The sequence below is a fragment of the Vibrio rotiferianus CAIM 577 = LMG 21460 genome (assembly GCF_002741985.1).
GTDB classification, from domain to species: Bacteria; Pseudomonadota; Gammaproteobacteria; order Enterobacterales; family Vibrionaceae; genus Vibrio; species Vibrio rotiferianus.
Window position 1 is genome coordinate 147892 of the sequence record NZ_APHW01000101.1, and the last position, 13542, is coordinate 161433.

The window sequence follows — 13542 nt, forward strand, 5'->3', positions numbered from 1 at the left end:
TCACTTAAATTGTCAGCTCACTTTCTTCTTGTAGCTCGACTGCTCTATCCATCACTACAGCGATGACTCGGACAATAAAACCGATGACCATCATAGTAATGTTGCTGTCGTCTACTTCTGCCGACACATTCCAATTCCCGTCATTGTACGACAAAGCCAAGCTCAGAAGCACGTCCATCGTGACTTCTATAAACGGGGTTGCGATCAGTAAGTAGCTGAGTTTCTTAAAACACTCCGTATTTTGACGTTCAAAAATCTGCCCTTTCTCATACAAACGGAAAAGGATGATGAGCTGCCACAGTAACGCAACCGTCAGTAGTGTTGAGATCATGCTTGGGAAGTAGCCAATTATAGAACGCGTAATGGAAAGAGGGAGCGCCACTTCAACGGGAAAGGTGGCGTGAAACCACTCCGCGTCAAACAGAGTTGCCCCAAACCAGAAGGCGGTATTGAGCACAACTGTGAAGATCATAGAAAACCAAAATAGGATAAGTAGCTTACGACTAAATTTGCTTATGGAATATTGAGACATGACAAACCTCATATCAGATATAATTTTCGCTCATCCTAATCTGTTGAAAATTATATCGCAATAAAAAATTATCGTTTTACGATAAGTTTTCGTTGCTTTTATTAATGTAACTACTTAATGTCTCAGTATTGATTTATAAAGATAATGGGTAAAGGTAATGAAGAAAGCGATATTTATAGCGGCGACATTAGCTGTGGTGTCCGCACCTGGTTTGGCTGAAGGAATCTTCTTGGATGATCTGACAGAGGACTACAGTATCGCAGAGGAAAGTTCTTGGGAAAGTTCACCTTATGCAAAGGAGACAGCAACAAAACTCGATGCTTTTACTGGTGATAAATGCACGAGAGGAACAGAAGAGCAATTTACTTCGCTTGCTGATGCAAACAAAAAGAAAAACGTCGAATGTTACGTTACCCATTTTCCAACCAGCAATATCAAAACTCGAATGCAGTCTAACGAAGATGGTGATGTGAGTGTTGGCCTCTCATGGGATTTTGAGTAACCACGGTTTTTTATGAGTTTTTGCTCTTTAAAGTCATGATTCTAAAGATTAAAAGTGGTAATAAGTTATTTTTAGAATAAAGAATTGAAATTAATCTGCATCTTTTCTTCGTTCATATCGTCTTATCAGTACCAAAACATTTCGACCGGAGAATGCCATGTTCAAGCCGCAAACAACGCGCTCAGATATTAAAGACAAATTCATCAAACACGATAGCCAAATGCTCAACCAAGTGTACGGAACTGATCAAGTTGTACCGTATTGGATTGCAGACATGGACTTTCCTATTGCATCGCCTGTTTCACAAGCGATGCAGCAACTTGTCAGCCGTGAAACCTTCTCATATGAGTTTGATAGCAAGACGGTTTTTCAGTCCATTGCTGATTGGAATAAGGATTTGCATGGTCTTGAGCTTAGCACTGATAACTTTGTTCAAGTGCCGGGCGTACTGAGTGCGATTGCGTTGCTGATCCGCGAGTTCACCAATGAAGGTGAGGGCGTATTGATTCAAACTCCGGTTTATCATCAGTTCCGACGTTTGATTGAATCTGCGGGCCGAACCGTTGTGGGCAACACAATGAAGATTGAAAACGACCACTACGTGATGGACTTTGAGCTGCTTGAAAAACAGCTGAAAAGTGGTGAAGTGCAAATGATTTTGCTCTGTAACCCTCATAACCCAGTGGGGCGTGTTTGGACCAAAGCAGAACTAGAGCACATGGTGGCGTTAGCTGAGAAATACAAGGTGATGATCATCAGTGATGAAGTGCATGCCGACATTGTGTTTGAAGGTTCCACCTTTACCAGTATGGCTTCATTAGGTTATGAAAACAGCCTGACGATCATTGGCTCTCCGGCGAAAAACTTTGGTTTGAACAGCATCTCTAACGGCTACATTTACAGCGATAACCAAGCACTTTTCGAGAAAATCAAAGCGACGTCGGCTTCACTGTCTATCGATCATGGCAATGCGTTTACCACTTACGCGACGATTGCTGCTTACCAACAGGGTAAAGAGTGGTTTGAAGGCTTTCATGCCTACACGCAAAACAATCGTAACTGGATTATTGAGTTTATTGAGCACAGCTTGCCGCAGGTGAAAGCGTTCCTGCCACAAGGAACCAATCAAATTTGGTTGGATTTTTCTGGTTTAGAATTGGAATCTTATCAGTTAAAAAGCTTGCTTACAGAAGAAGCCAAAATGGCGCTGACGCCAGGTACTTGGTTTGGTGAACCCAATGAAAACTACTACCGCATGAACTTCGCTTGTTCTTTAGAGCAAATTCAAACCTCGTTTGAGCTGCTTAAAGCCGCTGTCGATAAACGCAAATAAGTGAAGTGGTAGGAGAATAAAGCGATGACACAAACCATCACTAAAGGCATCAAAGCCCTAGCGGAAGAAGCGCGCTTGAGTGTCGCAGATCTCTCTATTGAGGATGCCAAAGCGCTGTTTGCAGGCGAAGGTTACGTATTCGTGGATGTACGAGAAGCCGATGAAAGACGCAAACTTGGCGTGATTCCGGGGGCATTTACCTGTCCAAGAGGCATGTTGGAGTTTCTGATTGATCCACAATGCCCAGTGCACAATCCAGTCTTTGTTCAAGATAAAACGTACGTCTTTTACTGCGCGCATGGACTTCGTTCCCTCTATGCGGCAAAACAAGCCGCTGACATGGGGCTTGGACCTGTGCTCAACCTTGCTGGTGGTTTTGCTGAATGGGTGAAAGCAGATGGCACGGTTGAGTCTGAGTCATAATGTATAGGTCATACTTGCCATACGGCTTATATTTCGATTAATATCGAATTATTGTTTTATGTATAGAGACCGTCGCATGTTAGCAGAGTGGCTGGCACACAAAGAGCAGCTCAAAAACTACATTGTCAAACAGACCAGTGATCCAGATTTAGCCGATGACATTTTGCAAGAGGTGTACATCAAGGCGAGTCAAAAGATCGATCAGTTAGAAGCGCGAAGCAAAATCAAAAGTTGGTTATATCGCATCACGCACAACGCGATCATGGATCACTATCGTACGCAGCAAAGTTACGAAGAGCTGATAGACAATCAGGTTGAAGAGGAAATGCCGATAGAGCTGGAGAATCTCCAAACCATGGGTCATTGTTTGCGCACAATGTTTGAGTGTCTACCAGAGAAATATCGCCAAGCCATGATTCTGTCTGAACTCGACGGTTTGCCTCAACAAACGGTTGCAGATCAGTTGGGACTTTCGCTTTCTGCGACGAAAAGCCGAATTCAGCGCGGTCGAGTTAAGCTCAAAGCCTTGTTAGTTGAGTACTGCAATGTTGAAGCAGGTCGAGGAGGTATCGTTGATTTCTCACCAGAACCGCAGTGTCTTCACATGGCTCAAATGTACAGTGCTGAAGTGGCATAAAGCCAAAATATCCGTTCGATTTACAATGTAAAAGCGCACAGTTTTGGCTCTGCGCTTTTTTGTTGTCTCGTCATGACTAAAAGTAGTCAACCCCAAGCTATCAACAAAGAGCATTATGTTCTGATTTCAACGTTACCACTTTCAAGAAAGTCTTTGTTTTCTTTAACAAGCTTGTGTAGAAAGTCCGCTACGGTTCTCACCCTTCTTGAGTGGGAAAGGTCGGAGTGAATTGCCAACCAAATGGATTGATCACAGCCAATATCCCTTTCTACACATGTTAATTCTTTAGGTTGAGCGATAAAATGAGGAAGTACTGCCATACCGAGCCCAGCCTCTACCGCGCTGAATTGTGCAGATAGGTTGCTCGTAATAAGCCTACAAGGCTTTCCTCGCATCGTCCTTTCTAGCCATTGTGCCGCTGGCAGGTGCTGTAGTGTCTCTGACCAACCAATAAAATCATCGTTCTCAAATGAGCCGCTTTGCTGATTCTTCTTCCTATTTTTTAGATAACTCTGTGATGCATAAACGCCAAAGCCGAGCTCACCTAATTTTTGGATACTGACGTTCCCTCGTTCTGGACGAACCATTCTCAATGCTATGTCTGCATCGTGCCTGTGTAAGTTAACGGTAGATACACTGGTTACTACTTCTATCGTTAGGTTTGGGTGGTTTGCCAGAAACTGGGGTAGTGCAGGAATAATAAAATGATCGGCAAGTCCTTGAGCAGTGGCGAGACGAACGTGGCCTCTAACATCTTGGTCATTAACTTGAGCAGCCGCACTGAAGGCATAACCAGCCTGTTCTAGAGCTTCGGCTTGAGCGATGAGCGCCATTCCTTCGTCGGTCAACTTATAACCAAGTTGGTCCCTGGTAAATAATTTTAGGCCTATCGCGCTTTCTAATCGCTCTAATCGTCGTGATACTGTTGCGATTCCGAGCCTTAGCGATTTCGATGCGCCGCTCAGCGTTCCCTCTCTTGCGATGCCTAAAAATATCTTGGCATCATCCCAATTTAAATGATTCGATTTCTCTTTGTTTCCGATATCGGAAATCTGATTGCAATTATTGGCCATGTATCACTCCACTTTTGGAAAATATACTGATATGCGAATAACAAAGCTAGAGGAAAAAAAATGGATAAGCGCATATTAGGTAATGGCTTGGAAGTTTCAGAAATTGGTTTAGGCTGCATGGGCATGAGTGAATTCTACGGACCAACAGACGATGAAGAATCATTAAAAGTACTTCATAAAGCCGTGGATTTAGGATGCAACTTTTTCGATACGGCGGATACTTACGGTAATTCTCACAATGAAGAGCTGATTGGCCGTTTTCTTAAACATCATCGTTCGGATGTAAAGGTAGCAACAAAATGTGGCATTGTTCGTCGACCAGGAGAGTACGAACGACGTATCGACAATAGTCCAGCTTATATCCGAAGAGCATGCGAAAATTCTCTTCGTCACTTAGGTGTTGAATGCATCGATCTGTACTATATCCATCGTTTAGATTCGACTACACCAATTGAAGTGGTCATGCAAACGCTCGCAGAATTAGTTACTGAAGGAAAAATTGCCCACATTGGTCTCTCTGAAGTCAACGCGACGACGCTCAGAAAAGCACATGCAGTCCACCCTGTGACTGCTTTACAAACCGAGTACTCGTTGTGGACGCGGGATGTGGAACGTGAAATCTTGCCCACATGTCGAGAATTAGGCGTTGGTTTTGTCCCTTACTCTCCGCTGGGGCGCGGTTTTTTAACGGGGCGTTTTCACTCTGATCGTGACTTTTCTGAAGGGGATGCGCGAAGTACATTACCAAGATTCACAGAAGGTAATTTAAAGGCGAACCGCCCGCTATCCAATATCGTGGCTCAAATAGCGCAAAATAAGTCGTGTTCTCCGGCCCAAATTGCTCTGGCGTGGCTATTGGCTCAAGGTAAGGATATTGTGCCTATTCCAGGAACGAAAAAAATGGCCCACATCGTCGATAACTTGGGTGCGTCCAATGTCTCGCTTACCCGAGAAGATTTGCTTCAAATAGAGTTGGCTCTAGAGAGCTTTCGTCCCGCGGGAGCGAGATATACAGAAGAAGGCATGAAAGGGATCAATTCTTAGTTAGCTTCCTCCTATCGGGAAAACCAACGAGCTGAGTTTTTTTGATAAACAAACGGTGTTTCATCCACCTTCTGGGCGAATGATACTAAGATGCAAAGAGGGTGGTTCATCGAAAAGATTGTGGTAAAGTCCGCGCCTGTGATTTACTGCATCTATATTGTTTTACTGCCTCTTCAATTAAAAGCACAAGGTTAAGCTAATGCCATTTTCTACTCTCTCTTTGAGTTCTGAGCTGATTCACGCACTGCCAAAAGACTTCAAGAAGCCAACCGATATTCAGGCTTTGGCAATTCCTGAATTACTCAGTGGTAAAGACGTATTGGCATTAGCAAACACGGGCAGCGGAAAAACCCTTGCGTATGGTTTGCCTTTGTTGGAAAAGCTAAGTGTAAATCCAGAGCAAAAAGCGCTGATTCTAGTACCAACACGTGAGTTGGCGACACAAGTGAGCGAGGCGATCAACCAAGTTGGTCAATCTATTGGTCTCAACGCTGTGTGTTTGTGTGGTGGCGCTGATAAAGAGCAGCAACTACAAGCACTTGCATCAAATCCTCACATTCTTGTGGCGACAACAGGTCGTTTAGTTGATCTGGCGAACAACGGTTTGGACCTGAGTAATATCCATTATCTAGTGTTGGATGAAGCGGATCGCTTGCTGGATATGGGTTTTTGGTCTGAAGTGCAAAATATTGCAGGGCAGATTTCAAACCAGTGTCAAACCGCGATGTTCTCAGCAACGTTTTCAGATGAGTTAAAAGGCAAAGCCAAGCAGCTCATGCACGCACCAAAGCAGGTAGCAGCGCATCAAGAAAACAGCACCAATCAAGATATTGCCGAAACGCTGTATCTCGTCAACAAAGGCAGCAAAACCAAAGCGTTGATTGAACTGATCAAGCAAAGTACGTGGACACAGGTACTGGTATTTATTGGCGCGAAAGAGAACGCTGATGGTTTGGCGAAGAAATTAAACAAAGCTGGAATCACAACCAATACGCTGCACGGCAATAAGAGCCAAGCAGAGCGAGAAGAAGCGCTGGCGCAGTTTAAGTCAGGACAAACACAGGTGTTGATCGCTACCGATCTATTGGCGCGCGGTATTCACATCGAGCAACTACCAGTAGTGATTAACTTTGAGTTGCCAATGCACGCAGAGACTTATGTTCACCGAGTTGGACGTACAGCCCGCGCAGGCGAGCAAGGTGTTGCAATGTCGCTGGTTTGCCATGGCGAAACCGAAGCGCTTACCGCGATCCGTAACCTGACTCAACGTGAATTGCCAACGCAAGATCTGGAAGGTTTCCCAGTAACGGATAAGCCATCAACAGGCGAAAGCAAACGCGCCCCACGCGATAAAAAAGCCAATCGTCGAACCAATGCCAAAAAGAGCATCAAACAGTTCCAAGGTAAGCCGAAACGCCAAGCGCCTAAAGCTAAATAAACACAGCCAAATAAACAAAAGCCATCGTAATGATGGCTTTTTAATTAAATGGAGTGTGTGTCTAAATAGGGTGTAGTGCTTAGAAGTTGTAAGAAACTGTCGCACCTACTGCCCATTGGTTTGCACTGTCTACGATAGAAGAATCGCTGATGCCACTACCTAGGCGCGTGTATTGTGATACTTGGCTGATTTGCCAGTGCTCAGTGATTGGCACTACCAGTTTGTAACCTAAACCGTAGTTTACGGTTGCGTCGCCTTTGTATGCTTTGCGGTTTGCACGTGCTTCTTTGTCTGTTACGCCGAAGTAGTAATCAACGTAATCTTTGCTTTGGTAGGACACACTCGCAAATGGTACGAAATCAACATTACCGATATTCATGATATGGAAGTAAGTTGCCCCACCTTGGAAGCCTTTGTAAGCGCCTGATACATCATGTTGTAGATAAGTTGAAATCACGTTGTTTGGATCAAGTCTGAAATCTGCGTTCAAACCTAGATCGATCGCGATATCACGTCGTTTAGTACCTTTTAGGCTCTTCGCTACATCGCTATCACGAGGTACACCGCTACCTACCACGTAAGCACTCATGTTCAGTAGTTCATCGTTGTCACCAAGGAAACGGTAGTTGATACCGCCTAAATCTGCGTTGAAGTCTTCACCATGGTAGCCACCGTTGAACAGTGGCGCTGTGTTGTGCTTTTGGTCTTTGAAAAGATCGCTCGCTTGTACCACGCCAGCTTCGACCATCCAGCCACCTTCGTTGTTGTAGATGTTACCGTTACGAATGTAAGTATCACCCGCTGTTGCCGTGCCTGCAGCCGTCAACGTTAATAATGCAATAATTGTTTTGTTCATTGTTCTGCCCCATTTGTTTGGTTTTGAACACTGTACAAAATAAATTTGTAACCCTCTATCAGTAGAGCGTATGGAAGTGTAATGATGACTTTAAGAAATGTATGGTTTCACCTAAAAAATGCTAAGAAGTAGAACCATGCCCGCTATGAAGGCATGGTTGAGACGTTGGTATAGATGATCTCTATCGCCTTTGAGATGGTTTAACTGGGTTGCAGTGAAGGTACTTCATGACTTTCCCTTGCTTCCACATCATAACGCCTGTGATGGCAACAACGGGAACAAGTACAAATAACGTTAAAGTCATGAACATTTCATTTGCCTTCAGCGGTGAATACAGCGCTGCACCCACCAACAGCGCACACAATATATGCATCCATCTTAAAGCCAATCTTACTAACTGTCCGCTCATTGCCTTTCTCCTTTGCTTTGTTTCAATACACGATACAGAGCAAAGTGATGACGGTTTTGGCTTTGAGATAAAACGCCTAATAGCGTTATAAGTGAACGTATAGGATGATGAATGGTTAATTATTCTCTTGTTGATGACTTTAGGGGAGTGCTTAAAACTACTTAGTCGTTGGACCAACCAAACGCATTTCCCAATCTTCTACTTCGCCTGTTTCTAAGCGGCGTTCGATCAGTTTGCCCCAAGATTCAACTAATGGAAGTTCCGCTAGTTGGCTTAGCTCTGTTTTATCTAGGCAACCAGTAAATACTGCGCCCATGATGCGAGCCAATGACCAGTCTGGGTAAGGTCTTTCGCACAGAATAATCTCGTCACCTGCACCGATATCGCCTTCTTGTAACACTCGGAAGTACCAGCCTGTTCGAAGCGTGTCTTGCAGTCTTCTCGCCATGTCGTTTTGCTCGAAGCGGACGTTGAGTTTCCAGCAAGGCATGCGCCCTTGTGACACTTCCAATAAGGTTGAGCCGATACGAATTTTATCTTTCAAGCAAATGGACGCTTCTGTTACGCCGCTTGAGCTTAAGTTCTCACCAAACGCGCCAGCTGATTGGAAAATCGCATTGTCGCCCAACTCTTGTTGCCAAACCGGATAGTGCTCGCTTGGGTAAATATGAAGGGCTTTTTGAATCCCACCATGAAAGCGTGGATCGCCTTGTTCATCATTGGTAAAACCCAGTTCTGTTGCATGCTGACGCTGCGGCAGAACCTGTTTGTTAATCGCACTTTTCGCACCGTGTGCAAAGACAACCGTTTTACCTGCTAATACGCTGTTAACTACGCCTAACTTCTTCATGTTCTTTCCTTATCTTTTGCCAAACTGCATGAGACAAAACTACGTTATCGTTCACCCAATGATTTGAATACCGGGATCGCTGCCAGTAGTTCAATGCGCTTTTCTGTGCTTTTTAAGTAGCGTGTTTCGCTATCTGAGACCAACACATGGCGTTGATAACCTTCCGTTTTAGGGAACTTGGTCAACACGGTTTCGAGCGATGCTTCGCACTTGTCTTGGTTGATGTTATCAATATCGACTTTGAATAAGAGTTGGTTTTCTTTGGATATTTCAACTTGATATCGCATACGTCGCACCTCACTGCTTCATTCACTTTGCCGAGCATGATAGCCTAGTGAACTTGTGTCAGAGTAGGGATGTAAGGACAGTTAATGATGCCAACCCGCCAAATCGATTCCCACTCCGGTGTTATGACCTCCAATGAGATGATGGCTGCCAATCCTCACTCACCAGCACTGGTTAAGACCATCGACATGCCCAAAGGTTACATTGACGCGATGCACCAACACACGTGGCATCAAGTCATCTTCCCGCTCAAAGGGCTATTGCAAACCAAAACCGATCATTACCAGCACCTTGTGCCCCATACTTCTGCGCTGTTTGTGCCTGCGGGTATTCAACATGAATCCATCGCGCTAAGCCATACGACATTTGTAGGTATCTATCTGAACCCTAAGTTCGGTACTGAGTATGAGCATCAAGTTAGAACCATCACACTCACGCCGTTCTTAAACGAGCTGTTACAGGAAATACGCCGCCAATGTAAAGGGGTCGTGAGTGATGAGGAAGTATCGCGCTTGCTTGGCGTACTCCACGATCAAATCATGAGAGACAACGTGCAGACCTTTCAGTTACTGCTGCCAGAAGACAGGCGATTAAAGCTGATATTTGAAGCGCTGACCGACACGCCAGCATTGGATTGGTCACTCAAACAGTGGGGAGAGAGGGTCGGTGCATCCGAACGAACTTTGTCGCGCCTGTTCTCCAAAGAGTTCAACACCTCGTTTCAACTTTGGCGGCAGCAAATTCGGCTGATCTATTCGCTCTCTTTGTTAGATGAAGAGCTCTCGATCCAAAGCATTGCCGATCACGTGGGGTATCAAAACGACTCGTCATACATCAAAGCGTTTAAAGCGTATTTTGATGTCACCCCACAGCAGTTTCGCGTTAATGGTCGACGAGGGAGGTGAGATGGCGCGTTTCGATAGAAAAATTAGCTAGCATCAAGAGCGTGACTTTGTTGGTAGGCTTGCTCAATGATGGGCACTAGCCATTGATAGAGCATTGCGTCACGGTGGCTAGATGGATAGCAAGCAACAATTTTTATGTTGCACTCGAACTCATCGAGTGCGAAGTGCTTAAATCCTCTTAACTTCGGAAAATAAGGAAGAGGGGTGATGCAATCAGTATTCTCTATACAGCTGAGGAAAGCGTTCAGATCTTCAAATGTGTACTGGATACGATGTGCGATACCTTGACGCGTTAGGTGCTGAGAGAAGTTCGTGTATTCTGAGTTCCAACCATTCACCCGCAGTATTGCTAACGGTGATTGTAGTGCTTCTTTAAGGTTGGTCGCTGGATGAGAGTTTCTTGCATACAAAGAGAATGTATTTTCACCAATCACCTTTTGTTTGATCTCTTTCGAGCAGATGTCGTTCCAAAACCCAATTGCAACTTGTACTTTTTCTGACAGCAAATCTTGGTAAGTAGAAGCTTGGCGATTGATGAAGCTAAAGGTTGCTTTAGGTGCATGAGTTGCCAGCATTAGCATTAAATTTGGTTGCAAAATATCCTGCAGAGCGGCATTAACTGCAATCACGATTTCACCCTGAAACTCTTTAGGATCAAACTTTTCATTGGCAAAGGCCATTTGAAGATCGCTTTGTACCGTTTTGAGTTTTCGTTCCAGCATAACCGCGTATGGCGTTGGTGAGAGGCCTGAAGATTTGCGGACAAACAATTGATCACCCGTTTCATCACGTAGCTTTTGCAAACTTTTGGATAGGGCGCTAGGGGTTTTCCCCAGTCGTTTTGCTGCTGTCGTGATGTTTTGAGTTTCTGCGATGGTAAGAAAGACTCGAATGAGGTTTAGATCAAAGTTGGTACTCAGCATGATAGCTCAACAAGTAAAACTGATGGTTGGTATTTTACAGCCATCCAAAATACCAGAGATTATCGTACATCAATTATAGGCAGTATTGATCGAAGAAGGCCAAGCGACAGGGGGAACGCTTGGCCTTTTTGTTATCAATCTTGCCCGTTGTGGCGCTTATCAATTTTGGCGATCAGCACGACCGAGACAATCAGTGTGGTATAAAACGCAATGTACCAAATCATAATGAATCCTTACTTGTCAGTGAGTTGCGGGCCACGGCGAATCAGCCAAGCAATATAGAGACTAAGGCTTGAGAACAGCACCGTTGTGATCGTAACGAGTGTGCCGATAGGGAAGCCAGCCGACTGGCCGTTTTGGTAGTTACCACCACCGGTAAAGGTCGGGAGAACTTCGTAAATGATCCAAGGTTGGCGTCCAACTTCAGAAAGCGCCCAACCGACTAAATAAGCCACCAACGCCATTGGGAGTGCAAGCATCGAGAACTTAATCATCCAAGGTGAAGCGGTATCAAGTGAGTTTTTGTAACTTTTCACTGACCAGTAAGCAAATACGCCCGTCAGCAAAATCCCTAGGCCAACCATAATGCGGAAGCTAAAGAACAATAAGCTAACGTTTGTCATGGTATCTTTGGCGGCATTTTTTATATCAGCATCGGTTGCTGACAAAATGTCGTCGGTGTATTTACCTAGCAGGTAAGCAAAACCAAGATCTTTATGGTGTGCAAGCAGACGTTGCTCGGCCTCTTGGTTGCTGCGGTCTTGCTGGAATTCCTGCATGGCTTGGTAGGCGATCATACCACTGCGTACTCGTTGTTCGTTCTCGTCGAGTAGTTGTTTAATGCCTTTGATTGGGTTCTCTTCATCGCTACCTAATAGAAAGCCAAGAATGTAAGGGACTGAAATCTCATACTTGTTGGTCATCTCTTCCATATCAGGAATCGCAAACAGCACCAGATGTGGGTCTGCATCTGTTTCCCACAGGGCTTCAAGCTGAGCCAGTTTCATCGGCTGAGTTTCTGCCACCGCTCTGCCTTGTTCATCACCTGCAACTGCTAAGAAGAGTGAAAAAATCAAACCACTGATTGAAGCAATAAGTACGGTCTTTTGCACGAAGAAAGCATGTTTGTTACGAAGTAAAAAGTAGCAGCTCATGCTCAACACAGCAGCAATACCGACAATGTAGGTGGCCGCAAAGTTATGGGCAAAACGTAGTGCTGTCATTGGCTGGAAGAAGTAAGCGGAGAAGCTGTCACGAACATACATCATAGTGTCTAAATCGAATGATGATGTAGTGTGAGGAGCTTGCATCCATCCGTTTACTGCAATAGCAGAAGATTCAGCGATCGCTGGCATTAGCGGTAAAACCCAAGTGGCAACCACATGAATCTTTGGTGGAAGTCGCTTCCATCCGGCTTGGCTGGTGATAAACGCAATCAGAGTCACCACGATTAAGGTCGACGGAATGCGGCCCGTGAGATCCTCTGGGTCGAGCACTTTGACGTAACTCCACCAAACCGTCCAATCATCAGAGAATGGGGGAGTCGCAATGCCGAGAAAGATAATCACAATAAAAGTAGGTAGCAGCATTTTGCTGATATACATTGCGGATGTTTTGTAGTCGATACGACCCGTTGTTACATAAAGAGTTTCGAGGATTGCTGCGACTAAAGCGGCACCTAGATAAATGGGTACCCACACATGGTGAGACGTCATACTAAATGCAAACTCTAAACGAGCATTATCGACCAGATCGATATAGTCCATCTTCAATACCTATAGAGATAATTAAGGTTGTCTTATTTAATTGAAAAAATTAAATAGTTTTGTTTTTTCTATATTTAGAAAAGCTAATTAGGCAGGAAATTAATATGATTAATTCAACGCCTAATATGAGAGAAATAGTTTTATTTGGAATGCCATAAATCAAGGAACTGGTAATTCGACCCACCGAAAAACTGGAGTAAATGGCCAGTGACAATAAATATGCATGGTTCAACCATTTGTTGAGTAGTGAACAAGAAGTGATAAATAGGCCACAAAGTAAGATGAATGCGCCCACTCCCCTAAACTCGCTGGCCTTGTCGGCTGAGTATGTGAAAGTTACAACAGAGTTGAATTCAAAAAACTCAAACGGGAAGACGAGCATCCCCAACCCTACATAGGCAACGACTAAGCCTGCTATTAAGAGAGTCTTGTTCATAAATACACTCCAATTCAATTGTCAAAAATATTATCAGAGTTAATTTGCCTGTGAGGAAAATCAGTTTTTCCTTATATATACCCAGCATTTTCGTCAAGATATATCCATTCAATACCCTTGGGCTGATAAA

The 13542-nt window shown here is 44.4% G+C and carries 16 protein-coding genes; 7 read left to right on the forward strand and 9 right to left on the reverse strand.

Annotated features, from left to right (window positions below; all coding sequences use genetic code 11):
- Window positions 1-4 precede the first annotated feature (4 nt).
- The gene (locus B853_RS17855; protein ID WP_010453763.1) at window positions 5-532 is read right to left on the reverse strand and encodes a DUF2975 domain-containing protein; all 528 of its coding nucleotides are present in this window, start codon (window positions 530-532) and stop codon (window positions 5-7) included.
- Between the two features lie 157 nt (window positions 533-689).
- Here B853_RS17855 and B853_RS17860 point away from each other — a divergent pair, with 157 nt between their 5' ends.
- From B853_RS17860 to sigZ, 4 genes are all read left to right on the forward strand, one after another.
- Window positions 690-1034 (forward strand): hypothetical protein, encoded by a 345-nt coding sequence (locus tag B853_RS17860; RefSeq protein ID WP_038885902.1) that lies wholly within the window; start codon window positions 690-692, stop codon window positions 1032-1034.
- A 157-nt stretch (window positions 1035-1191) separates the two neighbouring features.
- Window positions 1192-2367: a MalY/PatB family protein gene (locus tag B853_RS17865; protein ID WP_038885901.1), complete on the forward strand. Its 1176-nt coding sequence runs from the start codon at window positions 1192-1194 to the stop codon at window positions 2365-2367.
- 24 nt (window positions 2368-2391) lie between these two features.
- Window positions 2392-2790: a rhodanese-like domain-containing protein gene (locus B853_RS17870; RefSeq protein ID WP_038885899.1), complete on the forward strand. Its 399-nt coding sequence runs from the start codon at window positions 2392-2394 to the stop codon at window positions 2788-2790.
- A gap of 76 nt (window positions 2791-2866) precedes the next feature.
- Window positions 2867-3427 carry an RNA polymerase sigma factor SigZ gene (sigZ, locus tag B853_RS17875; protein ID WP_038885898.1) on the forward strand — a complete coding sequence of 187 codons (561 nt, stop codon included), beginning with the start codon at window positions 2867-2869 and terminating at the stop codon, window positions 3425-3427.
- A 113-nt stretch (window positions 3428-3540) separates the two neighbouring features.
- Here the strand turns inward: sigZ and B853_RS17880 are convergent, their stop codons facing one another.
- Window positions 3541-4500, reverse strand: coding sequence for a LysR family transcriptional regulator (locus B853_RS17880; RefSeq protein WP_050568986.1), 960 nt, complete (start codon window positions 4498-4500; stop codon window positions 3541-3543).
- A gap of 60 nt (window positions 4501-4560) precedes the next feature.
- On the opposite strand from B853_RS17880, the gene B853_RS17885 reads away from it, so the two are divergent.
- Both B853_RS17885 and B853_RS17890 read left to right on the forward strand, forming a co-directional pair.
- Window positions 4561-5544, forward strand: a complete 984-nt coding sequence (locus tag B853_RS17885) for an aldo/keto reductase (RefSeq protein ID WP_038885897.1) — start codon at window positions 4561-4563, stop codon at window positions 5542-5544.
- Window positions 5545-5743: 199 nt separating this feature from the next.
- Window positions 5744-6982, forward strand: a complete 1239-nt coding sequence (locus tag B853_RS17890) for a DEAD/DEAH box helicase (RefSeq protein ID WP_038885895.1) — start codon at window positions 5744-5746, stop codon at window positions 6980-6982.
- 79 nt (window positions 6983-7061) lie between these two features.
- On the opposite strand, the gene ompV is transcribed toward B853_RS17890, so the two are convergent.
- From ompV to B853_RS17910, 4 genes are all read right to left on the reverse strand, one after another.
- The gene (gene ompV, locus B853_RS17895; RefSeq protein WP_038885894.1) at window positions 7062-7838 is read right to left on the reverse strand and encodes an outer membrane protein OmpV; all 777 of its coding nucleotides are present in this window, start codon (window positions 7836-7838) and stop codon (window positions 7062-7064) included.
- A 181-nt stretch (window positions 7839-8019) separates the two neighbouring features.
- On the reverse strand, window positions 8020-8247 hold the full coding sequence (locus B853_RS17900) for a hypothetical protein (protein ID WP_038885892.1): 228 nt from the start codon (window positions 8245-8247) through the stop codon (window positions 8020-8022).
- A gap of 157 nt (window positions 8248-8404) precedes the next feature.
- Entirely contained in the window at window positions 8405-9097 is a 693-nt protein-coding gene (locus tag B853_RS17905) for an MOSC domain-containing protein (protein ID WP_038885891.1), read from the reverse strand.
- Between the two features lie 44 nt (window positions 9098-9141).
- On the reverse strand, window positions 9142-9384 hold the full coding sequence (locus tag B853_RS17910; RefSeq protein WP_038885890.1) for a hypothetical protein: 243 nt from the start codon (window positions 9382-9384) through the stop codon (window positions 9142-9144).
- Window positions 9385-9468: 84 nt separating this feature from the next.
- Here B853_RS17910 and B853_RS17915 point away from each other — a divergent pair, with 84 nt between their 5' ends.
- Window positions 9469-10287, forward strand: a complete 819-nt coding sequence (locus B853_RS17915) for an AraC family transcriptional regulator (protein ID WP_038885889.1) — start codon at window positions 9469-9471, stop codon at window positions 10285-10287.
- Window positions 10288-10310: 23 nt separating this feature from the next.
- Here B853_RS17915 and B853_RS17920 read toward each other — a convergent pair whose 3' ends face one another.
- The 3 genes from B853_RS17920 to B853_RS17930 form a co-directional block, all read right to left on the reverse strand.
- Window positions 10311-11210 carry a LysR family transcriptional regulator gene (locus B853_RS17920; protein ID WP_050568985.1) on the reverse strand — a complete coding sequence of 300 codons (900 nt, stop codon included), beginning with the start codon at window positions 11208-11210 and terminating at the stop codon, window positions 10311-10313.
- Between the two features lie 233 nt (window positions 11211-11443).
- Window positions 11444-12976: a cytochrome ubiquinol oxidase subunit I gene (locus B853_RS17925; protein ID WP_050568984.1), complete on the reverse strand. Its 1533-nt coding sequence runs from the start codon at window positions 12974-12976 to the stop codon at window positions 11444-11446.
- A 49-nt stretch (window positions 12977-13025) separates the two neighbouring features.
- The gene (locus B853_RS17930) at window positions 13026-13412 is read right to left on the reverse strand and encodes a DUF4345 family protein (RefSeq protein ID WP_038886540.1); all 387 of its coding nucleotides are present in this window, start codon (window positions 13410-13412) and stop codon (window positions 13026-13028) included.
- Between the last annotated feature and the right edge of the window lie 130 nt (window positions 13413-13542).